The organism is Neptunicella plasticusilytica, from assembly GCF_047922965.1.
In the GTDB taxonomy this organism is placed as follows: Bacteria; Pseudomonadota; Gammaproteobacteria; order Enterobacterales; family Alteromonadaceae; genus Neptunicella; species Neptunicella plasticusilytica.
The window spans coordinates 4114725-4138469 of sequence record NZ_CP150481.1 but is presented as its reverse complement, the minus strand read 5'-3'; the positions used below and the strand labels follow the sequence as shown (position 1 = coordinate 4138469).

Annotated in this window: 23 protein-coding genes; 12 read left to right on the top strand and 11 right to left on the bottom strand. The window is 45.8% G+C overall.

Annotation, left to right across the window (positions count from 1 at the left end; translation table 11 throughout):
• The first annotated feature begins 86 nt into the window (after window positions 1-86).
• The 3 genes from V1467_RS18660 (at window position 87) to V1467_RS18650 (ending at window position 3113) form a co-directional block, all read left to right on the top strand.
• Window positions 87-860, top strand: coding sequence for a peptidylprolyl isomerase (locus V1467_RS18660; RefSeq protein WP_416306488.1), 774 nt, complete (start codon window positions 87-89; stop codon window positions 858-860).
• A gap of 128 nt (window positions 861-988) precedes the next feature.
• The gene (gorA, locus tag V1467_RS18655; RefSeq protein ID WP_416306487.1) at window positions 989-2338 is read left to right on the top strand and encodes a glutathione-disulfide reductase; all 1350 of its coding nucleotides are present in this window, start codon (window positions 989-991) and stop codon (window positions 2336-2338) included.
• Between the two features lie 250 nt (window positions 2339-2588).
• Window positions 2589-3113 carry a DUF3016 domain-containing protein gene (locus V1467_RS18650; protein ID WP_416306486.1) on the top strand — a complete coding sequence of 175 codons (525 nt, stop codon included), beginning with the start codon at window positions 2589-2591 and terminating at the stop codon, window positions 3111-3113.
• 100 nt (window positions 3114-3213) lie between these two features.
• On the opposite strand, the gene V1467_RS18645 is transcribed toward V1467_RS18650, so the two are convergent.
• Window positions 3214-3543, bottom strand: a complete 330-nt coding sequence (locus V1467_RS18645) for a hypothetical protein (protein WP_416306485.1) — start codon at window positions 3541-3543, stop codon at window positions 3214-3216.
• A 59-nt stretch (window positions 3544-3602) separates the two neighbouring features.
• Window positions 3603-3914: a primosomal replication protein PriC gene (gene priC, locus V1467_RS18640; protein WP_416306484.1), complete on the bottom strand. Its 312-nt coding sequence runs from the start codon at window positions 3912-3914 to the stop codon at window positions 3603-3605.
• Window positions 3915-4085: 171 nt separating this feature from the next.
• On the opposite strand from priC, the gene V1467_RS18635 reads away from it, so the two are divergent.
• Window positions 4086-4277 carry a hypothetical protein gene (locus tag V1467_RS18635; RefSeq protein ID WP_416306483.1) on the top strand — a complete coding sequence of 64 codons (192 nt, stop codon included), beginning with the start codon at window positions 4086-4088 and terminating at the stop codon, window positions 4275-4277.
• A 1-nt stretch (window position 4278) separates the two neighbouring features.
• On the opposite strand, the gene epmB is transcribed toward V1467_RS18635, so the two are convergent.
• Window positions 4279-5304, bottom strand: a complete 1026-nt coding sequence (gene epmB, locus V1467_RS18630; protein WP_416306482.1) for an EF-P beta-lysylation protein EpmB — start codon at window positions 5302-5304, stop codon at window positions 4279-4281.
• 34 nt (window positions 5305-5338) lie between these two features.
• Here epmB and efp point away from each other — a divergent pair, with 34 nt between their 5' ends.
• From efp to V1467_RS18615, 3 genes are all read left to right on the top strand, one after another.
• Entirely contained in the window at window positions 5339-5908 is a 570-nt protein-coding gene (efp, locus tag V1467_RS18625; RefSeq protein WP_416306481.1) for an elongation factor P, read from the top strand.
• A 64-nt stretch (window positions 5909-5972) separates the two neighbouring features.
• Window positions 5973-6938, top strand: coding sequence for an elongation factor P--(R)-beta-lysine ligase (gene epmA / locus V1467_RS18620; RefSeq protein ID WP_416306480.1), 966 nt, complete (start codon window positions 5973-5975; stop codon window positions 6936-6938).
• Window positions 6939-7054: 116 nt separating this feature from the next.
• Window positions 7055-7693 carry a PilZ domain-containing protein gene (locus V1467_RS18615; RefSeq protein WP_416306479.1) on the top strand — a complete coding sequence of 213 codons (639 nt, stop codon included), beginning with the start codon at window positions 7055-7057 and terminating at the stop codon, window positions 7691-7693.
• A 55-nt stretch (window positions 7694-7748) separates the two neighbouring features.
• Here the strand turns inward: V1467_RS18615 and hutH are convergent, their stop codons facing one another.
• Genes hutH through hutC form a run of 3 tightly spaced genes read right to left on the bottom strand, consistent with a single transcriptional unit; the run spans window position 7749 to window position 11670 of the window.
• A complete protein-coding gene (hutH, locus tag V1467_RS18610) occupies window positions 7749-9278 on the bottom strand; it encodes a histidine ammonia-lyase (RefSeq protein WP_416306478.1) in 1530 nt (509 codons plus the stop codon).
• A 2-nt stretch (window positions 9279-9280) separates the two neighbouring features.
• Window positions 9281-10945, bottom strand: coding sequence for a urocanate hydratase (hutU, locus tag V1467_RS18605; RefSeq protein ID WP_416306477.1), 1665 nt, complete (start codon window positions 10943-10945; stop codon window positions 9281-9283).
• Window positions 10942-11670: a histidine utilization repressor gene (gene hutC, locus V1467_RS18600; RefSeq protein WP_416306476.1), complete on the bottom strand. Its 729-nt coding sequence runs from the start codon at window positions 11668-11670 to the stop codon at window positions 10942-10944. The genes hutU and hutC overlap by 4 nt, the downstream gene beginning before the upstream one ends.
• Window positions 11671-11790: 120 nt before the next feature.
• On the opposite strand from hutC, the gene hutI reads away from it, so the two are divergent.
• Window positions 11791-13026 (top strand): imidazolonepropionase, encoded by a 1236-nt coding sequence (hutI, locus tag V1467_RS18595; protein WP_416306475.1) that lies wholly within the window; start codon window positions 11791-11793, stop codon window positions 13024-13026.
• Window positions 13027-13036: 10 nt separating this feature from the next.
• Window positions 13037-13588, top strand: coding sequence for a GNAT family N-acetyltransferase (locus V1467_RS18590; RefSeq protein WP_416306474.1), 552 nt, complete (start codon window positions 13037-13039; stop codon window positions 13586-13588).
• A gap of 27 nt (window positions 13589-13615) precedes the next feature.
• Here V1467_RS18590 and V1467_RS18585 read toward each other — a convergent pair whose 3' ends face one another.
• A complete protein-coding gene (locus tag V1467_RS18585) occupies window positions 13616-14626 on the bottom strand; it encodes a formimidoylglutamase (protein ID WP_416306473.1) in 1011 nt (336 codons plus the stop codon).
• A gap of 17 nt (window positions 14627-14643) precedes the next feature.
• Window positions 14644-15129 carry a ribonuclease E activity regulator RraA gene (gene rraA / locus V1467_RS18580; RefSeq protein WP_416306472.1) on the bottom strand — a complete coding sequence of 162 codons (486 nt, stop codon included), beginning with the start codon at window positions 15127-15129 and terminating at the stop codon, window positions 14644-14646.
• A gap of 187 nt (window positions 15130-15316) precedes the next feature.
• On the opposite strand from rraA, the gene V1467_RS18575 reads away from it, so the two are divergent.
• Together V1467_RS18575 and V1467_RS18570 are read left to right on the top strand one after the other, a co-directional pair.
• The gene (locus V1467_RS18575) at window positions 15317-15829 is read left to right on the top strand and encodes a phosphatase PAP2 family protein (RefSeq protein ID WP_416306471.1); all 513 of its coding nucleotides are present in this window, start codon (window positions 15317-15319) and stop codon (window positions 15827-15829) included.
• Between the two features lie 9 nt (window positions 15830-15838).
• Entirely contained in the window at window positions 15839-16912 is a 1074-nt protein-coding gene (locus V1467_RS18570; RefSeq protein ID WP_416306470.1) for an MJ1255/VC2487 family glycosyltransferase, read from the top strand.
• Between the two features lie 18 nt (window positions 16913-16930).
• On the opposite strand, the gene V1467_RS18565 is transcribed toward V1467_RS18570, so the two are convergent.
• Window positions 16931-18079 carry an SO_0444 family Cu/Zn efflux transporter gene (locus tag V1467_RS18565; RefSeq protein ID WP_416306469.1) on the bottom strand — a complete coding sequence of 383 codons (1149 nt, stop codon included), beginning with the start codon at window positions 18077-18079 and terminating at the stop codon, window positions 16931-16933.
• Window positions 18076-18510: a Zn(2+)-responsive transcriptional regulator gene (gene zntR, locus V1467_RS18560; RefSeq protein WP_416306468.1), complete on the bottom strand. Its 435-nt coding sequence runs from the start codon at window positions 18508-18510 to the stop codon at window positions 18076-18078. Before zntR ends, V1467_RS18565 begins: the two co-directional genes overlap by 4 nt.
• Before the next feature lie 283 nt (window positions 18511-18793).
• Here zntR and V1467_RS18555 point away from each other — a divergent pair, with 283 nt between their 5' ends.
• Window positions 18794-22723, top strand: a complete 3930-nt coding sequence (locus V1467_RS18555) for a M12 family metallo-peptidase (RefSeq protein ID WP_416306467.1) — start codon at window positions 18794-18796, stop codon at window positions 22721-22723.
• On the opposite strand, the gene V1467_RS18550 is transcribed toward V1467_RS18555, so the two are convergent.
• A complete protein-coding gene (locus tag V1467_RS18550; protein WP_416306466.1) occupies window positions 22720-23745 on the bottom strand; it encodes a succinylglutamate desuccinylase/aspartoacylase family protein in 1026 nt (341 codons plus the stop codon). The genes V1467_RS18555 and V1467_RS18550 overlap by 4 nt on opposite strands.

The window sequence follows — 23745 nt, the reverse complement described above, 5'->3', positions numbered from 1 at the left end:
TTGGATCAAAATAAATCATATCATCTCTATTTTCTCGGCAGGCATTGCCTTATGGTGCGTAAAAATTTTTACAGGGTTATTGTTCAATGCATCAAATTACAAAATTAAAGTTCGCATCTATCGCGTTAATGATCGGATTAACCAGTTTCACGTCATCAGCTACGGTGGTTGAAGTACAAACTTCCATGGGCAGTTTTCAAGTCAATCTGTTTGACAATGCTACCCCAAAAACAGTCGAAAACTTTTTGGCTTATGTCAATTCTGGAGAATATTTCCACACCGTAGTGCATCGTTCTATGCCTGATTTTGTGGTGCAATCCGGCGGTTTTAAATTCGAAGATGACTTTCCAATCACAGAGGTTGTTACCAGTGCGGCAGTCGCCAATGAGCCTGAACTGTCTAATGTGCGTGGTACGCTGGCGATGGCGAAATTAGGGGGCAAGCCTAATAGCGCGACATCACAATGGTTTGTCAATCTGGATGACAACAGCGCTAACCTGGATGTGCAAAATGGTGGTTTTACCGTTTTTGGGCAGGTACTGGGGGATGGAATGGATGTGGTTGATGCTATTGCGGCGTTACCCCGATTTAATTTGGGGGATGCATTCGACAATATGCCGCTGCGTGATTTTACTGAAGAAGATGCTGATAATGGTGTTGCTCTCACTGAACAAAATCTGGTGATGATTAATGATATTGTGGTGATTGATGCCGATGTAACAACTCATCCTGAAATTACACCTACACCGAATACACTCATTGATTCAGTGGATAATTCTTCCGGTTCATCGGGTGGTGGTAGCTTTGGCTGGCTGGTCCTGGTACTCGGATTATCGGTGGGTTACCGTTTAAAGCGTTAACGCTTTTCGCGGTAAATATTGCTAATCTAAAATAAGCCAAAACGAAAGTTTTGGCTTTTTTTTTGCCTGTGTCATCATTGGCGGCCTGTATCATCAATGAAATAAATTTGCTTGGCTGAGGAGTCTTAATGACAACATTTGACTATATCTGTATTGGCGGTGGCAGTGGCGGGATTGCATCGGCTAACCGCGCGGCCAAACACGGCAAAAAGGTAGCCATCATTGAAGCTAAACAAATGGGTGGCACCTGTGTAAATGTAGGCTGTGTACCAAAGAAAACCATGTGGTTTGGGGCGCAAGTCGCCGAAGCAATCCATAAATATTCCACTGATTACGGTTTTGACGTGGAGCTCAAAGCGTTTGACTGGAGTCGTCTGGTTGCCAGCCGTCAAGCCTATATTGAGCGGATCCATGCCTCATATGACAGGGTGCTGGGTAACAATAACGTGACTGTAATTAACGGCTTTGCGCGTTTTATTGATGCCAATACCCTTGAAGTGGATGGCCAGCAATATCGAGCTGAACATATTCTTATCGCCACTGGTGGCCGTCCGGTATTACCGGATATTCCCGGCGCAGAGTTGGGTATTGATTCCGATGGTTTTTTTGCACTGCAGCAGCAACCTGAAAGAGTACTTGTTGTTGGCGCCGGTTATATTGCGGTGGAACTTGCCGGTGTGATGCATTCACTTGGTAGTCAAACGCATCTGGCCGTGCGGCACGATAAGCCGTTGCGTCAGTTTGATCCGCTGATAAGTGATACCCTGGTGGAATTAATGGGCGAAGATGGCCCTACATTGTTAGCTCATCATCAGGTGAAATCAGTGAGCAAGAATAGCGATGGTAGCCTGACAGTAGATTTCGACAATAACCAGTCTTTAGAAGTAGATAGCCTGATCTGGGCAATTGGCCGCAGTCCGGCTAATAATCAGCTTGGATTGGAAAATATTGGTGTGGAACTGGATGACAAAGGTTATGTCAAGGTGGATAAATTTCAGAATTCGACTGTGCCGGGGATTTATGCAGTGGGGGATAATACCGGACAGGTAGAGTTGACTCCGGTTGCAGTCAAGGCAGGCCGTTTGCTTTCAGAGCGTCTGTTTAACCATCAAAGCAACGCGCATATGGATTACAGTAATATCCCGACTGTGGTGTTTAGCCATCCGCCTATTGGCACTATTGGCATGACTGAGCCAGAGGCGAAAGCCAAGTTTGGTGATGATAATATCAAAGTCTATCAGTCGGGTTTCGCCGCCATGTATACCGCCGTTACGCGCCACCGGCAGATGACAAAAATGAAGCTCATCTGTGCAGGTGACGAGCAGAAAGTGGTGGGTTTACATGGTATAGGTTATGGCATGGACGAAATTCTGCAGGGCTTTGGCGTGGCGATTAAAATGGGAGCCACTAAAGCCGATTTTGATGCCTGTGTGGCCATTCATCCAACTAGCGCAGAAGAGTTCGTTACTCTCATATAGAAATGATAACAATTATCAATTGCGTTTAATTGTTTTTAACACTATACTGAACTCGCTTTGGCATGATAAGGAAGGAGCTACTGGTCTGGCTTTTTCCTCCTCTTGGGCAAGCCAGCTCCCGGCTTGCCCAACTTTTTTACCGCCCGATTTTTTCTTCTATGACGTGTTAGGTTAATTCAGTCGACATTCAGTTTTATTAAGTAGAATAATGGCATAGATTAGAAATAAAGGGCGAATGGGGGTGTCGAAAATGAAAAAACTGACGATAGCGTTAAGTGCAGCCGTGCTGTTACTGAATGCGTTGCCTGGCTATGCACAGGGCGAACTTGAGGTTAACTGGGAAAATCCGGATAAATATCGGGATGTTAAACCGACCAGCCAGACGCGCAGCAGTTTCCGCAGACAGACTTTTGAAGATATTGAAAAGTTTCTGACCAAGCAGCTCAAAGACGTACCTGATGGCTATAAATTAACGATGAATGTCACTAATCTGGATCTGGCAGGTGAAGTCTGGCCGGGCATGATGGTCGGACTAAATTCCAGCTCGGATGTGCGTTTGGTCAAGAATCTGGACATTCCACGCATGGATTTTAGTTACAAGCTGACTGACAGTGCCGGTGTAGTAGTAAAAGAAGGCACCGAAGAGCTTAAGGATATGGCCTTTATGGATAGAGGTGGCCGGATCCATGACAGTGAACGGTTACACTATGAAAAGGATATGCTGGATAGATGGTTTGAAGATACCTTCGAAGCTTATATTCAGAAAAATAAATAACCAATTTGATTGTTTAATTACGCCGCAATTTTATTGCGGCGTTTTTGTTGCTGCAGCAAACTATTCAGAATCTTGATATTCCCGAACTCAAGTTAGATTTTTAAAGCAACTGCTCTATGGACCGATAGACATCCAAAGCTTGTTCTGCGGTTAAGGCGTTAGATTGGGTGCCTTTGCCAATGCTACTGGAAACCCGAACAAAATCCCGGCCAATGCCAGGCTGGTCTTTCTGTTTCGGATCTTCGTCGGATGAGTTTTGCTGCAGTTTCTGCTGTTGTTCATTTTGCTGCAAAATGCGGGCTTGTGGAGATAACTCTACAGCATGCTGGTTAGCCGAACCAATACCGTAAGCATTAGTTTTTTGTTCAGACCCATTATTTGGACGGCTGATAGTTGAATTGATAATGTTGCTGGTCGCTGAAATTTCCATTGTCTTCACCCCACCTGCAAGGCAGCTATATATCAGTATGGCGTAAAACGGCTAAATCTCTAGCTTTTAAGGCTGTCCTGCAGTTGTGCCAATGTGGTAAACAATAACTCCATTTTTTTGATCACCAGGGGTAAACGTTCTTTCACAGTCGCTTCATCGGCATTTTCAATTTGTACAATATCTTTGGCCAGTTCTTCGATATAAGGTTGGAAACGTTTGCTTTTAACATTAAAAACAGCATCATCGGCAAACACATGCTGATATTTACCCTTACCCTGCTGTTGGAGCGATGACAGGCTCTTGTCGGCGTCCAGGCCGCGTCGGTAAATCACTTGCAAGTTGTCTTTCAGTTTGTCGATTATATTCTGCATATTAAAAATCAGATTTTCCTAAAAAAAAGCTAAAGATTGATTTATGTCGGCCGATAAACAACCGAAGGCTGGCAATTCTGCCTGTTTTTGTAATATCTAACAAGAGCAACACCTGGTTATTCCACTTCAGCCTAGCGTATGAGGTGAGGTACAGGTTTTAGGAGAAATGGTATGGAACTACAAGGGGCAAGTACCTCTGGAATGTCCGACGCGTCTGCCGAATTACGGGCTGCCAAACTGGCTAAGAGCCAGCAAGAACAGACCGGTGAGCAAACGCTTCAGCTGCTGGAATCAGCCGCTGACGTGCCAAAAGCATCATCTGCCAATCCTGCATTGGGATCACATGTTGATCTGTTTGCATAGATTACGGATGAAGCAATAAGTCCAATGGCGTTTTGCCGGGTTGGCCACCTATTTCTCTTACCAGTTTAGGTACCAGATAGCCCGGTAAACGCTTTATCATTTCTGCCATAATGTTTCTGGCACTATTATCGTCCACTGCAAAATGTTGCGCGCCTTGTACCTTATCCAGCAGATGCAGGTAATAAGGCAAAATATCGCAATCAAACAACTTTTCACTTAACTCACATTGTGCGTCGGCACTATCATTTACCCCTTTTAGTAATACCGCCTGATTAAGCAACGTTACGCCAGTTTGTTTGAGTTGTTGCATCGCAGTGGCAAAAGCCTGATCTATTTCATTGCCATGATTAACATGTAACACCATTACCGGTTTTAACCGGGACTGGCTGAACCAGCTCAGCAATTCCGAGTTGATTCTGGCCGGTATAACAACGGGTAAGCGGGTATGAATTCGCAGGCGCTTAATATGCTGAATCTGCTCGATCTGTGAAGTTAACCAGCTCAGGAAATCATCTTTTGCCATCAACGGATCGCCACCAGAGTAAATCACTTCATTGATATTCTGATCGGCGGCAATATAGTCCAGTACCTTCTGCCAGCCTGCTCTATTCACCTGATTGTCAGCGTAGGGAAAATGACGCCTAAAGCAATATCGGCAATTAATCGCGCAGCCCCCGCGTACCACCAGTAACACTCTGCTTTGATATTTGTGCAGCAAGCCCGGCGAGCTATTATCCTGCTCATCCAGTGGATCGGTGGTGTAGTCGCGATGTAACTCAAACTCGCTGGCTTGGGTAAATACCTGTAAAAATAGCGGATCTTGCGGGTTGCCTTTTTCCATCCGGCGTACAAACGGACGAGGTACGCGCAGTGGGAAAAGTTTTCTAGCCTGTATATCTTCAGTAAATTCAGCTGGATTGAGATTTAGCTGACTAAGCAGTTCAGAGGGGTCTGTAATACAAGCAGACAATTCTTTTTGCCAATGTCTATCCACAGTTTGCTGAATTTTAGGTATTATCTGCGTCAATTAATTTAGTGCTCTTATGGGTAATGAGGAAAAAATGGCTAATTACAGCACAAATGATTTTAAAGCGGGCCTTAAAATAATGCTCGATGGCGAGCCTTGCAACATTTTAGATAATGAATATGTTAAACCGGGAAAAGGCCAGGCGTTTAACCGGGTCAAAATCCGTAAACTGATTTCAGGTAAAGTGTTGGAAAAAACCTTTAAATCCGGAGAATCATTTGAAGGTGCCGACGTTCTGGATACCAGCTTAGCATATTTGTATTCAGACGGTGAGTTCTGGCATTTTATGAATAACGAAACGTTTGAGCAAATCGCGGCAGATAAAAATGCGGTAGGCGATAATGTTAAATGGTTAGTTGAAAACGATGAATGCACTATCACTCTGTGGAATGGCTCACCCATCTCCGTCACACCACCAAACTTTGTTGAACTGCAAATTACCGAGACGGATCCCGGGCTTAAAGGCGATACCGCTGGTACCGGTGGTAAACCGGCAACCTTAAGTACTGGGGCGGTAGTTCGTGTGCCTTTATTTGTACAAACAGGTGAAGTGGTTAAAGTGGATACCCGCAATGGTGAATACGTTTCACGCGCGCAAAAGTAATTTTATTCACCCCGTCGGTTCCAGCTGGCGGGGATTTTTCCTACCTTAGAAGTTGAATTCCGTCATGACATGGCAACCCGGTGCATCTCTTCAAACCTTGCAGCAGCGAGCCAAATATCTGGCCAGTATCCGCGCCTTTTTTGCCGAGCGCAATGTGCTGGAAGTTGAAACCCCGCAACTGGCTAAACATGCTGTAACAGACCCGCATCTAGACAGTTTTCGTACCGAATTTGTCGGCCCGGGCAATGCGCAAGGCTTATCGCTATTTTTGCAAACCTCACCTGAATATGCGATGAAAAGGCTGCTTTGTGCAGGTAGTGGTTGCATTTATCAAATCTGCAAAGCTTACCGTAATGACGAGGCGGGTCGTCTACACAATCCCGAATTTACCCTACTGGAATGGTATCGAATTGGATTTAATCATTTCGATTTAATGGATGAAATGGCCGATTTGCTGACCTTGATACTGCAGTGCCAGACACCGCAACGGATCACTTACCAACAGGCATTTCAGCAATATTTGGATATTGATCCGCTGAATGCCACCTTGACGCAATTGCGTCAATTGGTGCAACAATTAGACTTGGCTGATTTCGCCCGGCAAGAAACCGATCCTGACACCTTATTACAGTTATTGTTCAGCCATTGTATCGAACCGAAAATAGGCCAGCAAAGTCCTTGTATGGTTTATCATTTTCCGGCCAGTCAGGCAGCCCTGGCTCGAATTAATGCTGAAGATAAACGTGTTGCCGAGCGTTTTGAGGTGTATTTCAAGGGGATTGAACTGGCCAACGGGTTTCATGAATTAGCTAATGCTAACGAACAACGCAGACGCTTCCAGCAGGATAATGCCAAACGCCAATTACTTGGTTATCCCGCTGTTATTGCTGATGAATCCTTGTTGCAGGCGTTGCATTATGGATTACCTGATTGCGCCGGTGTGGCATTGGGTATCGATCGTTTGTTGATGTTAGCAATGGATTTGCCGAATATCGACGCCGTTCAGCCGTTCAGTTTGGCAAGAGCCTGAAAAATAAAAGAATAATTGATGTTGCATTTGTTTAAGATCTCCTGATAATAAATTCAGGGCTGACGGGAAGTATGAGCAGCCTTGTGTTGGTATTGAGATTAAACGGAGGTTTGCAGATGCCAGATATTTCAGTAGCTGCGCTACAAGAACATATCATTTTCGATAACGTCCGCATGGGACAATTTGTTGACGTCGAAATTCAGGATCACCTGCGTGATCGCTTCAAAAGCCATTTGATTGGCGCCAAAGAAAACCATTATCTTATTCTTGAACAGCCGGACAGCAAACGTTATGGCTTTATTCGTGACCAACTGGTGGAAGGGGTTCCGCTGGTCTTGCGTACTATATGTGAAAAAACCACCGGCGAATGCCTGGCCTTCCGGGCAGTATTGCAGGGCCTGACCAATCACCCATACAAACTGTTCTATGTCAGTTTTCCTGACGAGATCCAGATGCGGGAATTGCGCCGCGAACAGCGCAAGGCATATCGCAAACCGGCGCAAATCTATATGACCAAAGAAAGTAGCCGTATTGTGGGTGTCATTACTGATATATCAGCCGGGGGGTGTCGCTTCGAGTTTGAAGTAGGCGAATCGGTCAGAGGAATAAAGCAGGAATACGTGTTTATCGAACTGGAACATCCGGAAACCGGCGAGATACATGAAGCCTATGCCAAGGTTTGTTCGCAACGCAAAGAGCATAATATCGTGTCTATCGGTCTGGCATTTGAGCCGATGCTTGAAATCGCCAGTTGACAAGTCACACCCAAGCAACACTAGCAAATGAGGCGGGTGTGACAACTGCCAGGACTTATCTACTAATTAAAATATCTTCAACCAGGCGATTGAATCTTCCTTCTTGTATAAGAAGACTGACTTGCTCAATATCCGGTGAAAAATAGCGATCCGAGTCGTAAAAACTCACCTTGTCTCGTACTAACTGATAACCCTGCTCTACTTTAGGACTGGATTTTAGCGGTCGGCGAAAATCCATACCTTGTGCAGCGCTTAATAACTCGACGGCTAAAATACCCCGGGTATTCTCTGCCATATCCGCTAATCGCCTTGCAGCAAAGGTTGCCATCGATACATGGTCTTCCTGATTGGCTGAGGTAGGCAAACTGTCCACTGAGGCCGGATGTGCCAGCGATTTGTTCTCAGAAGCCAGTGCTGCTGCGGTGACCTGTGCCAGCATAAAGCCGGAATTCACCCCGCCATTCTCAACCAGAAAGGGCGGCAGTTTACTCAAGTTGGTGTCAATCAGCAGGGCGCTGCGACGTTCCGACAGTGCGCCGATTTCGGCAATCGCCAAGGCTAGGTTATCCGCTGCCATCGCCACAGGTTCGGCATGAAAATTACCACCGGAGATAATATTTTCGCCAAATATCAACGGATTGTCAGTGACGCCGTTTGCTTCTGTCAGCAAGATGTCTGCACAAAAACGTATCTGGCTTAGGCAGGCCCCCATGACTTGCGGTTGGCAGCGCAATGAATAGGGGTCCTGAACCTTTTCACAATCCTGATGAGATTCGCCTATTTTACTATGCTCGTCGAGTAGGTTGCGATAAGTTGCAGCCATATCAATTTGCCCTTGTTGACCCCGAGCGGCGTGAATACGGGCATCAAATGGGGCACGGCTGCCGAGCGCCGCTTCGACACACATTGCACCACTAACGGTGGCTGCCGCCAATAAATCTTCCGCATGAAATAATCCCTGCAAAGCAAACGCGGTGGACGCCTGCGTACCATTGAGTAAGGCTAATCCTTCTTTGGGGGCAAAAGTCAGCGCTTGCAAACCGGCTATTTCAAGCCCTTCGGCACCGGTAATAATGTTACCTTGATAGCGAACATGGCCTTCGCCCATTAATGGCATACTCATATGGGCTAATGGAGCCAAATCGCCACTGGCACCGACTGAACCTTTTTGGGGTACACAGGGGTAGACTCCGGCATTCACCAACGCAATCAAATGCTCGATGACCTGCAAACGGATACCGGAAAAGCCGCGTGACAAGGAGTTGATTTTCAACACCATCATTAATCGCACGGTGTCATCATCCATTAATGCGCCGGTACCTGCAGCGTGGGATAACACGATTGAACGTTGCAATAATTCCAGTTCATCCGGTTTAATACGGGTATTAGCCAGTAAACCAAAACCGGTGTTAATTCCGTATACCACCCGACCTTGTTCTATGACTTTTTGCACGGTTTGAGCCGATGCATGGATGTCTGCATGAGCCGATTTATCCAGCGCAATGGACATAGTCTGCCGGCTGATCTGACGTAATTGCGCTAGCGTCAATTTTCCAGGTTGTAAGCTAAGTTTATTGTCAGTCATGTTTATTGCTCCAGCATGGGCAGATCGAGATTGTTCTGTTTAGCGCATTCAATGGCAATATCATAACCGGCGTCGGCGTGGCGCATCACACCAGTGGCCGGGTCGTTCCATAACACTCGGCTAACACGTTGTGCCGCGGCATCTGTGCCATCACATAAAATCACCACACCAGCATGTTGACTAAAGCCCATACCAACCCCGCCACCATGATGCAGGCTGACCCAAGTCGCGCCTCCGGCAGTACTCAGCATGGCGTTAAGCAATGGCCAATCGGATACCGCATCGGAGCCATCCAGCATGGATTCGGTTTCACGATTAGGACTGGCCACCGAACCAGAATCCAGATGATCACGACCAATTACCACCGGCGCAGACAACTCGCCATTTTTGACCATTTCATTAAAGGCCAGTGCAATACGCGCCCTATCTTTGAGGCCAATCCAGCAAATTCGAGCCGGCAATCCCTGAAACTGGATGCGTTCACGGGCCATATCCAGCCAATTGTGTAAATGTGGATCATCGGGGATTAACTCTTTGACCTTTTGATCGGTTTTATAAATATCTTCAGGATCACCGGATAACGCTACCCAGCGAAAAGGCCCAATCCCTTCACAGAAAAGCGGTCGAATATAAGCAGGAACAAAGCCAGGGAAATCAAACGCATTGGATATGCCTTCTTCAAAAGCCATTTGGCGAATATTGTTGCCGTAATCCAGGGTGGCCGCACCGCGCTGTTGCAAGGTCAGCATGGCTTGTACCTGCACTGCCATCGATTGTTTGGCAGCCTTGACCACTTTTGCTTCGTCGTTTTTACGCATCTCGGCCGCTTGTTGCATGCTCCAGCCTTGCGGTAAGTAGCCGTTGAGCGGATCGTGTGCCGAGGTTTGATCGGTAACCACGTCCGGGGTGATGTTTTTGTCTACCAGCTCAGCAAAAATATCGGCTGCGTTACCTAATAAACCGACAGAAACTGGTTTATCTGACTGGTTGATAATCTTCAGCGCTTCATCTAGCGAGGTGGCTTTTCTATCCACATAACCGGTGCGTAATCTGAAATCAATACGGGTTTCATCGCACTCCACCGCCAGCATAGAAAAACCTGCCATGGTAGCAGCTAAAGGTTGCGCTCCACCCATGCCGCCTAATCCTCCAGTAACTATCCACTTACCGTTAGCTTTCCCGGCAAAATGTTGTTTGGCTACCGCACCAAAGGTTTCATAGGTGCCTTGCACAATGCCCTGACTGCCAATATAAATCCAGCTTCCGGCGGTCATCTGGCCGTACATCATCAAACCCTGTTTATCCAGTTGGTTGAAATGCTCCCAATTGGCCCAGTGCGGAACCAGATTGGAATTGGCGATCAATACGCGTGGAGAATCAGGATGTGTGCGGAATACGCCTACTGGCTTACCCGATTGCACCAGTAAGGTTTGGTCGTCTTCCAGACGTTGCAGCACTTTAATAATTTTGTCAAAGCACTGCCAGTCCCTGGCCGCGCGGCCAATACCACCGTAGACCACCAGGTCTTCCGGTCGTTCAGCCACGTCGGGATCGAGATTGTTCATCAGCATGCGCATGGCGGCTTCGGTCTGCCAACTTTTACAGGTTAATTGGGGACCCTGTGGCGCCTTGATCAGACGCCGGGGATCATGTCGATTAATATTCATAGGGTTTTCTCTTTATTATTTGGTGGAAATGTCAGGCGTCCACCAAGTGAATACCGGTTGCCGGGATAAGTCAGTAATGCATAGCTGACCACGCCATCTTTTGACCAGGTGTGTCGATGCATATGCAAGCAAGGCTGATTTGCCTCAATCGACAAACTCCATTGCATTAGTTCATCCGGTAATATTGCTTCTATTTGATGTTTGGCCTCAGTCAGCGGCGCGGTATTGCATAAATACTCGTGGGGAGTGATCAGCGTATAGTCTTGCTGTAAATAGTCTTTAGCTAGCCGCAAATTTACATAGCGTTGTTCAAGTTGCACGGCTACCTGGTTTTCATAATGACATATACAGCTGTAAGCAATATCCGAGTTAACCTCAACCTGTAATTGGGAGGCTAATGCGTCGTCGGTTTTTAGCGTATTCAGTGCCAGCACCTTGGCATGATAGTGATGATGTCTGGCACGGATCTCGTCGGCAATATTGCGAATTTCCAGTAACGAAGACTGTGACGTCAAGCTGGCAACTACTGTGGCGGCACCCTGGGTGCGAATCAGCACCCCTTGCTCGGATAATTCATGTAGCGCCCTTCTTGCAGTCATGCGGCTAACCGAGAACGAGAGTGCCAGTTGATTCTCTGAAGGAACCGGATGGTTTTCTGGCCATTGGCCGGATTCAACCTTATCCAGGATATGCTGTTTAATTTGCTGGTATTTAGAAGCTGACATCTTTCGGCTATTGTTGTGTATAAGCTTGTTATTTACTTGTCTATACAAGATACTGGCATAAACTTCTTGTATAGACAAGTTGATCCAAGATTAAAATATAATGGTAGAAGAGTACAAAATATGACGCTAACGGTTAATGCAGAAAAATTGCTGCTGGATGTCAACATTGCCAGCATGGCTAATAATGACCAGTCTTACGGGATTCTCGAAAACGCAGCATTGGCAATTGAAAATGGCAAAATAAGCTGGATAGGCGCGCAAGGTGAGCTGCCTCAATTTAGCCACGCGCCAGCGACCGAATCGATGAACGGACAATGGCTGACGCCAGGACTGATAGATTGTCATACTCATCTGGTCTTTGCCGGTAATCGCGCCGATGAATTTGAACAACGTTTGCAGGGTGTAAGTTATGCAGATATCGCTGCTAACGGGGGAGGCATTCAGCGCACTGTAACTGCTACACGCGCCGCATCCGAAACGGAACTGTTAGACTTGGCAATCCAGCGGGCAAAGACCCTGTTATTACAAGGGGTTAGCTGTGTCGAAGTCAAATCAGGTTATGGCCTTGATTTTGAAACCGAACTAAAAATGTTGCGAGTCGCGCGGCAGTTGGAAAAATATCTACCGATGAAGGTGAAAACCACTTTTCTGGGTGCTCATGCGCTACCGCCAGAATATTCAAGCAATCCGGATGGTTATGTCCAGATGCTCTGCGACGATATGTTACCGCAGGTTGCAGAGCAAGGGTTAGCCGACGCAGTAGATGTATTTTGCGAATCGATAGGTTTTACGCTTGAACACACAAGACGGGTATTTAACAAAGCGCAACAACTCGGTTTGCCAGTTAAACTGCATGCTGAGCAATTAACCAATATGGGCGGCAGCGCCTTAGCAGCCAGTTTTAATGCGCTATCGGTCGATCATATTGAATATTTGGATGAAGTGGGGGTGCAAGCGATATCCGAGAGTGGTACTGTCGCGACTTTACTGCCCGGTGCCTTTTATTATTTAAAAGAAACCCAGAAGCCGCCGATTGATTTGCTACGCCAGTATAAAGTACCGATGGCGATTGCCACTGATTTTAACCCGGGCTCCTCGCCCATTTGTAATTTACCCTTGATGATCAATATGGCCTGTACCCTGTTCTCACTGACGCCGCAGGAAGCTTTACAAGGCGTAACCCTCAATGCTGCTAGAGCACTGGGAATGGATAATCAAATTGGCAGTATTGAAGTGGGCAAGCAGGCAGACCTGTTGTGTTGGGATATCAGCCATCCTAATCAACTGGCTTATCAGATTGGTAACCATACACTGAGCAAAATGTGGCAAAATGGCGTGCCCGTTAAGCTGTCCTAGATAAACAACTATGTCATTACAAACCGAACGCTTGATATTACGCCAATGGCAATCATCCGATCGCCAACCTTTTGCCGAATTAAACGCCGATCCTGATGTGACCGAGTTTTTCCCTGCGTTTTTTAGCCCTGAACAAAGTGATGAAGGGATCCTGCGCTATCAGGCGGGAATTGATCAGCGAGGCTGGGGATTTTGGGCTGTGGAGCGTAAGCAAGAGGGCGATTTTATCGGTTTTGTCGGTATGCAGCCTATTCCCGATATATTGCCGGTAGAACCGGGAGTAGAAATTGGCTGGCGGCTGGCTAAGCACAGTTGGCGGAAAGGCTATGCCAGTGAAGCCGCTCGATGTTGCCTGGATTACGGCTTTGGCCAATTGGCATTAAGCCAAGTATTCTCTTTTACCGCAGTACAGAACCTACCCTCTCAGGGGGTGATGCAAAAAGTCGGTATGCATGATATGCAGCAGAATTTTATTAATCCCAAGGTCCCTGCAGGGCATTCATTGGCCGAGCATGTGTTGTACAAAATTACTCGTGAACAATGGCAGTCGAAGGGTGAATAAATCCAGCTACGTGTTTTGAGCTAAAACCTAGCGTTCTCGGGCTTTAATAAAGGTACACACCAGTTCAGTTAGCATTTGGCCCACTATCTGATTACCTGCCGTCATTCCCGCAGGATGGCGTTCAGGCGCACCTTCGGCGAGATGCAAATAGCGCACATTATCTAAACTGGCTAGCCGATCAATATAGTGTAAGGCATCTGTACTACTGACACCGCAGTGGGTAACGGCACTAGACGGCATATCTGCAATGGCATCCAGATCCAGTTCCAGACCAACAGGCAAATTTTCGGCAGTCAGATATTCAGCTGTCTTTTCTAAAATTTCGTCGAGATGAATTTCCTGACGCCATTTCCAGCGTTGAATGCTGTAAAACGGGAAAGCAGCATGGCGTAAGGCATTAAGCGCTGACAGCGAATTTTTTTGTTCATGTAACCCGAGCACTGTATAGCGTTTTAACCAGCCAGCATCATAAGCATAACGAAAAGGGTTGCCGCTATGGCGCCCTTCCGGCTGACGAAAATCGGCGTGAGGATCCAGATTTGCCACAGCAAGGGGGTGCTGAGCGATCTGCTGACAGGCCTTGATAATGGGTAAGGCGTTATTGTGCCCGCCACCAATTACGATGGGGATCAAACTTGCAGCAAAACATTGTTTTAATACCTCTGTAACCCGCTGATCCAGTTCCTCACAGGCGAGACGCAGGGATTCAATGTTTTCGCCGTCGAGATCGTCACAGCAAATCTGCCCCAGCAGTAAAATATCATTCCCGCCTAGAAAGGTATTGGACTGCAAATTGAGGAAGTAGGAGAGAAACGCCAACCAACCCTTGTCGGCGCCTCCTTTGCCCAAATTAGCTCGGGGACCGATATCTTCAGGAATACCAACCAGTACAAATTTAAATCCTTGCTGGTAGGCATTTTCCAGGCTTGTCTCGGAGGACAACAGCCCGACTGTTTCGCCCAGCCGGGTTTCTCCCGGGCGGGGGTGAAGCAAAGCATCCAGTTGAGTCTGATTAAAAGAAAGCAGGCAAGCTGACATTGGTGTGGGAGATTAGTTTATTCGACGTCCAAAGGCTCTGGCGATAAAATAACACCTGTGCTGTCAGCATAGAGATGATCTTCAGGTAGAAATGTCACGCCACCAAAGTTGACTGCCACATCGATTTCGCCATTAGGTTCAAAATCAGCGCCAACCGGAATAGCGGCCACCGCATGGATGCCAATATCCATGTCTTCTAATGAATCGATATCGCGCACGCTGCCATAGCAGACAATGCCTTCCCACTCATTTTCCAGGGCAAGACGTGCCAGATTGGCGTCAATTAATGCGCGACGTGTGGAGCCCCCACCATCAATTAACAACACCTTACCCTGACCGGGATGCTGTAAAACTTGCTCAATCAGGCCTCGGGATTCAAAACATTTTACTGTAGTGATTTCACCGCCGTAAGAACTGCGCCCACCGTAGCTGACAAACATGGGTTCGACGACATCGACACTATCGGTAAATAAATCACAAAGCTCAGAAGTGTTGTAATCCATGGTGATCCCTAAATCAGACTATTCAGCCATGAGTATACTGCCAGAAACGGCACAGTTGAAAGCCTCAAATGAAATTACTGTTATTCGGCCGGGATTGTACAGATTGTCATCAAAGCTTCTTGATACTGTCACAGTTGTTTCAAAAAACACCCCTAGCATGTGGACAACGAGTTAGAGGTATTCTTATATGAATTTGCTCTCACGTACTGATACGCAGCTTTTTTATTGGATGTTTAATAAAACGGCGGGCAGAAATTGCAACGCGATTCGTCTGGTTTCCAAAACCGGCGACGGTTACCTTTACTTGCTTGTGGCCTTGGCTATCTGGTATTTCGAGCAGGAGAAGGGCACGATCTTGCTCTATTCTGCCTTACTGGCTTACGCAATGGAATTGCCGTTATATGTGATCCTCAAGAAAGCGTTCAAACGACAGCGTCCTTGCGATCTGTTCAGTAACTTTACCGCCCATATTGCGCCATCGGATAAATTCAGTCTGCCATCCGGACATACCGCCGCCGCCTTTTTAATGGCTTCGCTATTGGCCAGTTTTTATCCGGATATTGCGCCGCTGGTGTATATCTGGGCAACTACAATCGGTATCTCGCGGGTGTTGCTCGGTGTGCATTATCCCAGCGATATTATTGTCGGTGCCATACTAGGTGAAAGCATTTCACTGATCAGTCTTTCGATTCTTTTATAGTTGAGCAGTATGAAAATATTTTACGGGATACAAGGGACCGGTAATGGCCATATTACGCGTGCTCGGGTAATGGCTAATGCCTTTGCCCAACGGGATGATATTCAAGTCGATTATCTGTTTAGCGGACGTGATAAAGACAAATATTTTGATATGGAAGTGTTTGGCGATTTTCAACATCGCAACGGTCTATCCTTTATTACCCGCCACGGTGCTATTGATCACTGGCAAACATTTAAAGCCATTAAACTGGGCAAGTTTTTTAGTGATATCAACACACTGGATCTATCAGAATATGATTTAGTGCTTAACGATTTTGAGCCTATTTCGGCCTGGGCGGCTCGTAAACAGGGAATTCCATCTATTTCTATCAGTCATCAGGCGGCCTTTAATCATGCTGTGCCGAAGAAGGGTGATAATGTGATGAACCGCATGCTGCTCAAGTATTTTGCGCCCTGTGATATCAATCTCGGGGTGCACTGGCATCATTTCGGCTTTAACCTGTTACCGCCGTTAATTGATATTCAATTAAGCCAAAATGTAACCAGTGACCAGTATCTGGTCTATCTGCCTTTTGAGAGTCTGGAAGATATCGGAGAATTCCTTAATCCTATTAGTGAGCGCCGCTTTATCTGTTTTCATCCTGATCTGGATGAGGATTTTGATGATGACAATATCCAATGGCGCAAAACCTCTAAACTGGGATTCCGGGAAGCCTTGCTTAACAGCGCAGGGGTGATTGCCAACGGTGGATTTGAATTATCCAGTGAATGCTTGATGTTAGGTAAAAAGTTGCTGATCAAGCCGCTGCATGGTCAATTTGAGCAACTCTCTAATGTGTTGACCCTTCTGGAACTGGATTTATGCAGCACCATGGATGTTCTGGATACCGACATTCTGGATAAATGGCTGGTCAAACCGGGGACTGATCGGGTGATTTTCCCGCAGGATGTGAATTTACTGGTGGACTGGATCAAAGCCAGACGCTGGAGCGATACGCGGGAATTATGCAAAGCCCTTTGGGACCAGGTCATTTACCCGGAACCAGTGCAGCGGTTATTAAACCGCTACCCCAAGTTAGGTTAACCTTCGCTCTGGATAACTTTAGAGACTGTCTGTTGCCGGCTGTTGAAAACGCATATTCAGATAGCGCAGCAGGTTCTTTAACATCAGTGCAGCTAACAACAGGGCGCATAATATATATAGCCATGACTGCTCATGTCCATGTTGCGTGATTGCATCGGTGACAACGCTAATGTGGAAGTAATCGATTATCCAGTTGGTTAAGTAGCCAAAGCCAATACTGGCAGTAAATATACTGAACAGGTAGCTGAGCAATACCGGAGTACCCAGTTCTTTGTGGATCATGCCCATGGTTGAAATATTGGTCGCCGGTCCCGCTAACATAAACACCAATACCGCGCCGGGAGATACACCCGCGGCCAGAAAACCCAATGCTAAGGGAGTTGAGGCTGTAGCGCAGATATACATCGGAATACCAATCAGCGCCATAACCGCCATGGCAATAAATCCACCGCCCCATTGAGTCAAGAAGTCAACCGGTACCAAGGTTTTGACCAAAGCTGCCATCGCCAGACCAATTAACAGCCAGACACTGATATCACGTAGCAATTTGCCACTGGCGAAACTGATACTGTTGAGTAAACGTTGACCGAGACTAATAGACTTAGTCTGTTCAGCTTGGGTACTACAACAGCTTTTTTTAACCTGTTGTGGCTCACTGGCGCAACAACTTTTTTCGACAGGTTTAGCCTGCTGACTGGCACAACAACTGCCGTTGCTTTGGTTGATAACAACGGACGATTTTGTGCTATTTTCAGCCCGATCCACCAGCATCACCAACAAACCAGCATAAATTGCGCTAAGAATGGCGGCTACAGGGCGAATAACTGCCATAAAAGGACCTAACAGCGCATAGGAAACAGAAATCGAGTCAACTCCTGTTTCCGGAGTGGCAACCAAAAAGGCAATGCTAGCCGGTTTGGATGCGCCTGCCCGACGCAATCCCACTGCGGCAGGGATCACCCCACAGGAACATAAAGGCAAAGGTGCGCCAATCAACGCAGCTTTAACCACCGACGACGCATCATTTTTGCCTAGCTGTTTCTGTAATAAACTGATGGGGACCAGCCATTGCATGATCCCGGCAATCAGTAAACCTAATAACAACCAGGGGGCTGACTCAATAAAAAGCTCGGTAAAGTGGCTGATAAATTCTACGGCTATGTTCATTTTATTTGTCCTGAAAATTCAGGATCCTCCAGAGATTGTAAGATAGAGCAATTGACTGCGCTTTCCTGACCACCACAACAAGCTTGATGCAATCGTTGTAATGCTTGTTTGATATGATTGAGATCATGAATTTTTTGTTCAATTTCTTCGATTTTATTGCCGGTAACCTGTTTGACTTCCTCACAGGTATGCTCGTCTTTTTCTACCTGCAAATTCAATAATTGGTCGATTTCTTTTAATGAAAAGCCGACCTTTTTAGCCTGCAAGACAAAATTAAGGCGCTGCACATCGGCGTTGCTATATAAACGATAGCCTGATTCAGTGCGTTGTGCCGCACTGATCAGCCCTTTTGATTCATAGTATCTCAAGGTTTCGACGCTAATATCGGTTTGTTTGGCCAACTCACCAATCCGGTAAAATTGATTATTCATTTATCCACCACTCGATGAATGCTAGGTCATGTATTCGATGTGGTATAAGGATAAACCCTAAAGCGTACTTTAGGGTCAAGCATTTTTTAATTTGAGTATCTAATATTTGCAATGAATCAGTTGAACAACTGGATCCAAAATGATTTATTCCGCATTAGGGGCGGATTAACATCGACGATTCCTAATCACAGCTTGCCATACTAAATAAGAATTATTGAACTAAAACAGTTAATTAAGTATTGTGGCTAATTACAAAAATATTGTAATTATTCGCAGGGACGCAATGAAAAATACACTTCAACTATTAGCGACTATTATCGCCTTTATGTATTCATTAAGTGCTAGTTCGGCACTGCTAAATCCGATACATGCGGCGAAAGGCAACACAATATCAATCAATGAGCAGGTATTACAGCACAGCGCTCGCCATCAATTGGTCCGCTACGATTCATCCTTTTTATTTTTGGCGGCGAAAGGTCAGATAGGACAGCCCCATGTGGCTGCACAGTTACAATTTGACCTGTTTGATGCTGAGATTGTTAATGCCGAGGTAGACAACTATTTTACCAGACAAGATGGCAAAATTGTTTGGCAAGGCAAAATCATTGGTGAACCGCTAAGCACGGTAAATTTAATTGCCAACAAAGGACAATTGACCGGTAATATTCGTCATAAGGGTAAAGTATTTCAGTTACGGACTCAGTCCAGCGGATATATTCTGATCAGTGAGTTTAGCCCACCAGCCAAAACCGGCACCGATGTTCTTAATCCAGATGATGTGCGCGATAAACCACAGGCAAAATCCGGGGCAGACGTCAGTCAACAAAATCTGGAATTACCTCTTTATTCAGAAAACAATGACGGTTTCACCACTAGCGCGGATGTCAGTGTGTTGGTTTATTATACGCGTCAGGCACTTGAGCTTGTACCTGATTTATTGGATGTTATCGATCTTGAATTTATGGATACTAATCAGGCATTTGATAATAGTGATATCAATGCCAGTGTTTCCATCGTGGCGAAAATTGAGGTAGATGAGCTAACTATCGAGTATGGCCAAGATATATATGAGTTAGCCAATAAGACTGGGCCTTTTGCCAATATCGATAGTATCCGTGCCAAGTATCAGGCGGATTTAGTTCATATGTATGTTGATCGCCTTGAAGGAATTTGTGGAAGAGCTTGGTATGCTGCGTATCCGGATGGTGGAACGGATAAATATTATAGCTACGGCACGACCGCAGCACAATGTACCGGTAGTTTGGTTACCGCACATGAATTAGGTCACAATTTTGGTGCGGCTCATGATCGTTATGTGGAAAATGGTGGAAGCGCTGATACATCAAATTATGGTTATGTGGATTTGGAAAACGAATTTAAAACCGTTATGTCCTACGACAACGAATGTAATGATCATAACCCATACAAATTTTGCGATACCATTACGCATTTTTCCAATCCTGAGATTAGGTTCAATGATTATCCTACCGGCAAATCGGAACCACTAACTGAATCGAGCAATAACGCTGCACAATTAAATTTTTCCGGGCTGACGCTAGCTAACTTTTATGGTGTGTCGGCTCCGGTTATCACTTCAATCAGTCAAGGCGAGCAAACTAATTCAATAGATTTGAGCTGGACGACCGTTGAAAATGCGACGGGTTATAGAGTGCAGAGACGTATTGCTGATGTGGACGGTATCAACGGTCCGTTATGCAGCTATCCGGTCTATGGGGATGAATTTGTCGTTAGCGGAGCGTTTTTTCATGATACCAATGTCACTGCAGAAACGATCTACTGCTACTCCGTTACGGCACTTAATGCCCAATTACTGGACAATATATCCAGCCCTGAAAGTTTAGTCAGAAGCGGTTACGCTAGCCCCAATCCAGAATGGGCCTTACCACTGATTAACAACATACAAATTAAACAAGGTCAGCAAAATTTCCAGAAAACACTTAGTTTGCCAGCTGGTTTCGATTACCAAATAGCCGTTGTAGAATATTCCGGTATGGCTCCTCCTATAGTGGCTATGAATTCTGAGACATCGGAGCGATACACCATCGAACTATCAGATATTCCAGCGGAAAACCAAACCGTAACTCTGGCGCTATCGGCTACTGAACAAGCGACAAACCACAAAACAGTGCAACAATTTACCTTGTTTATTACCGGTTATGAAAATCGGCCACCCACATTGAATGTCCCTGCTGAGATTGAATTAGACCAACAGTCTTCAACATTAGTCCCCGTTTCCATTGTGGATGATCAAAACGTTAGTGTTGAGGGAATATACGTTTATTCAAAAAATTTAGCGTTGATAGAACAACTAAAGGTGTCCGCAAACGATGACGGGGAACTGAATTTACATATTGCCCATGAACGGCTCAATATAGGGCAGACTGAAGTAGTAATAGGTTATACCGACGGTGAATATTCGGTTGAGAAAACCATTCAGGTTAACGTTAAACGTTCAGTATATAATCCTACTCAGACGCAGAATGAAGTAGTGTGGTATGTCAAACCCGGTGAGTCTATCACCCGTCTCCTGCCATTTTATGATATCGATGATGGTGAAACACTGACAGTCACTATGGTCGATGAACCACAACATGGTTCTCTTGCATGGCCATTGTTTGACAAGGTCACCTATACCGCTCATAGCAGTTTTCAATCCGACAGTTTTAGTTTTTATGTTATTGGTGAAGACGGCCTGCATTCTGAAGTGGCTAATGTGATCATTAAGCAATTTTCTGAAGCTCCGAAGGTAACGATTAAACAAAAGGTTGTTTCAGACCGTTTCCGAACCGCTTTTTTGTCACAAGATGGCGAACTTTTCGTGTGGGGAAGTAATAGTTATTTAGGACTTGGTATTGATCCGAGTGTCCAGGAGTTTGTTTACCAGCCAACCCCATTTGATAAAAAAGAATGGCTAGATATAGCGTTTAGTAGGGATATTATCGCAATTAAACAAGATGGCACGTTATGGTTTGCAGGCTATGATCCCGTAACCCAAAAACAAATATTGGAGTTCAGGCAAATAGGAACAAGTGATGATTGGCGAACAGTTAGTAGTTATGGAGATCGTGGGCATGAACTTACACCCGTCGTATTGACTAAATCGGATGGTAGTGTTTGGGGCTGGGGAAATAATTTCCATGATTCCTTAACCAATAGAAAAGAGTTTCTACCTGGTGAAGGAATGCCTATTCAGCTTCAACCATTGTATGGAGTTCAGGAAGTTTTAACCGATGGTGCTGCGACTGTTGCGATAACTCAAAATAACAAACTTTTTTCTTGGGGCAGCAATTACTATAGTAATCTGGGGCGAAACCAGTTGTCCGGGTATATTGCGGAGATTCCTTTAGAGGGACATAAGTCTGGCTTGCAAATAACTTCCTTTAGAAGTGCATTACTTGTTGATGGGCAAATATTTGGCTGGGGAACATACCCAGGGGTTGTTTTTGATGGCGCACCAGATGAAAAAGTATATGAGCCGATTCTTTTAGAGGCAGATAACTGGAAATCCATGGCTATGGATGAATGGCATTTTGCTGGAGTCAAGAAGGATGGTTCATTGTGGACTATGGGAGGAAAGTATGTTCCTTCAGCCTTAGGTCGAGGGATGAATGCCACACCTAATTTAACTCAGGTAGGCAATAAATATAGTTGGATAGAAGTGTGGTCAAATGAAATTGCCACATTTGCATTAGATAAAGAGGGCAATATATGGGTAACTGGTGGTGAGTATGATCTTCCTGTTTCATTTGGTTTAGGTGGGGATCGTATAGGGCCTATATATACTTTTGAGAAAATTGACGGTATTTCAGCCGGCACAATTGATATAAATGATTTTGATAGAGATGGTATTACTGATGATGCTGACACTGATGATGATAACGACAGTGTGTTGGATGAGGCAGACGCTTTTCCTTTAGATCCATATGAATCAGTAGATACTGATGGAGATGGTATTGGTAACAATACAGATACCGATGATGATAATGATGGAGTCAGTGACTCAGAGGATGCTTTTCCTCTTGATCCGTCTAAGTCTTCCAATAACGTTTCTCTACCGCCATCTCCACCCAGGTCTGGCAGTCCTAATCCTGGTGGAGGCAGCATGAATTACCTGATTTTGCTGATGCTATTGTGTAAATTAGGGCATTGTTACAAAATCAAAACTTTCTTTAGCGTCAGCAAAGAGTATTAAAGCACCCGACTATCAAAGTCTTCGATAAAGGAATCAACGATTTCACCAGCCTCGGAGATCTGTTCGGTACTGATCTTGGCGATATGGAATAACGCCTCACCTTCATTGGCGACCGGAATATTGGATAAACCAATCACCATGCCGTCTACCGGCGAGCGTATAGGTTGTTCCATTTCACCATGGGGGCTAGCGGAATAACCGAGGATCTGGCCCTTGCTGACACGCGCGCCGAGCTGGATACGATTGATAATGACCCCGTCATTTTCATTGCGGACCCACTGGCTGCTATTGGCCACCAGTGGCTCGAATTTCACCCGACTGCCACGACGTTGCACCATGCCGAATTCTTTCATCACGTTCAGCACGCCGTTAAGGCCGGCCTTAATCGCGGTTTGATCAAAACGCAGTGCTTCGCCCGCTTCGTAAATAATCGCCGAGCTGCCCAGTTTGCTGGCGGCGGCACGTACCGAACCATCTAGCTCCTTGGCGTGTAAAATAATGGGTACATGGAAAGCTTCGGCCATTTTTAACGCCACCGGATCTTTAATATTGGCGCGGATCTGCGGCATGTTACTGCGGTGGATAGCACCAGTATGCAAATCAATAATATGACTGGCTTTGCACATTAGCTGACTGTGAAAAAGATGAGCCAGCCTTGAGCCTAGCGTGCCCTGATCCGATCCGGGAAAACAACGATTCAGATCCCTTCTGTCTGGCAAATAACGGGTTTGCTGGATAAAACCGAATACATTGACAATAGGCACCACCATCACGGTGCCATGCAAACGTTTGGGATTGAGTTTTTTGATCAAGCGGCGACAGATGTCCACGCCATTGAGCTCATCACCATGTACTGCGGCACATACCAGCATCACCGGCCCGTCTTTTACACCGTGGAAAACTTCGACATGAAGGTCCATCGGCGTATCGGTATATAGGCGAACGGCGGGAATTTTGACTGAAACCTGTTTGCCGGCAGGTATAATTTTTTCGGCAAGTTCAAAAGAAGCGCGACGCGTCAT

Excerpts from the sequence above, each read along its gene's own strand:
- V1467_RS18565 (WP_416306469.1), bottom strand. The coding sequence starts at position 18,079 with ATGAACATAGCCGTAGAATTTATCAGCCACTTTACCGAGCTTTTTATT.
- V1467_RS18550 (WP_416306466.1), bottom strand. The coding sequence starts at position 23,745 with ATGACGCGTCGCGCTTCTTTTGAACTTGCCGAAAAAATTATACCTGCC.
- zntR (WP_416306468.1), bottom strand. The coding sequence starts at position 18,510 with ATGAATAATCAATTTTACCGGATTGGTGAGTTGGCCAAACAAACCGAT.
- hutI (WP_416306475.1), top strand. The coding sequence starts at position 11,791 with ATGACGCTAACGGTTAATGCAGAAAAATTGCTGCTGGATGTCAACATT.
- V1467_RS18585 (WP_416306473.1), bottom strand. The coding sequence starts at position 14,626 with ATGTCAGCTTGCCTGCTTTCTTTTAATCAGACTCAACTGGATGCTTTG.
- hutU (WP_416306477.1), bottom strand. The coding sequence starts at position 10,945 with ATGAATATTAATCGACATGATCCCCGGCGTCTGATCAAGGCGCCACAG.
- V1467_RS18660 (WP_416306488.1), top strand. The coding sequence starts at position 87 with ATGCATCAAATTACAAAATTAAAGTTCGCATCTATCGCGTTAATGATC.
- gorA (WP_416306487.1), top strand. The coding sequence starts at position 989 with ATGACAACATTTGACTATATCTGTATTGGCGGTGGCAGTGGCGGGATT.
- V1467_RS18645 (WP_416306485.1), bottom strand. The coding sequence starts at position 3,543 with ATGGAAATTTCAGCGACCAGCAACATTATCAATTCAACTATCAGCCGT.
- priC (WP_416306484.1), bottom strand. The coding sequence starts at position 3,914 with ATGCAGAATATAATCGACAAACTGAAAGACAACTTGCAAGTGATTTAC.
- epmA (WP_416306480.1), top strand. The coding sequence starts at position 5,973 with ATGACATGGCAACCCGGTGCATCTCTTCAAACCTTGCAGCAGCGAGCC.
- V1467_RS18575 (WP_416306471.1), top strand. The coding sequence starts at position 15,317 with ATGAATTTGCTCTCACGTACTGATACGCAGCTTTTTTATTGGATGTTT.
- V1467_RS18615 (WP_416306479.1), top strand. The coding sequence starts at position 7,055 with ATGCCAGATATTTCAGTAGCTGCGCTACAAGAACATATCATTTTCGAT.
- V1467_RS18590 (WP_416306474.1), top strand. The coding sequence starts at position 13,037 with ATGTCATTACAAACCGAACGCTTGATATTACGCCAATGGCAATCATCC.
- hutC (WP_416306476.1), bottom strand. The coding sequence starts at position 11,670 with ATGTCAGCTTCTAAATACCAGCAAATTAAACAGCATATCCTGGATAAG.
- V1467_RS18555 (WP_416306467.1), top strand. The coding sequence starts at position 18,794 with ATGAAAAATACACTTCAACTATTAGCGACTATTATCGCCTTTATGTAT.
- hutH (WP_416306478.1), bottom strand. The coding sequence starts at position 9,278 with ATGACTGACAATAAACTTAGCTTACAACCTGGAAAATTGACGCTAGCG.
- rraA (WP_416306472.1), bottom strand. The coding sequence starts at position 15,129 with ATGGATTACAACACTTCTGAGCTTTGTGATTTATTTACCGATAGTGTC.
- V1467_RS18635 (WP_416306483.1), top strand. The coding sequence starts at position 4,086 with ATGGAACTACAAGGGGCAAGTACCTCTGGAATGTCCGACGCGTCTGCC.
- V1467_RS18570 (WP_416306470.1), top strand. The coding sequence starts at position 15,839 with ATGAAAATATTTTACGGGATACAAGGGACCGGTAATGGCCATATTACG.
- efp (WP_416306481.1), top strand. The coding sequence starts at position 5,339 with ATGGCTAATTACAGCACAAATGATTTTAAAGCGGGCCTTAAAATAATG.
- V1467_RS18650 (WP_416306486.1), top strand. The coding sequence starts at position 2,589 with ATGAAAAAACTGACGATAGCGTTAAGTGCAGCCGTGCTGTTACTGAAT.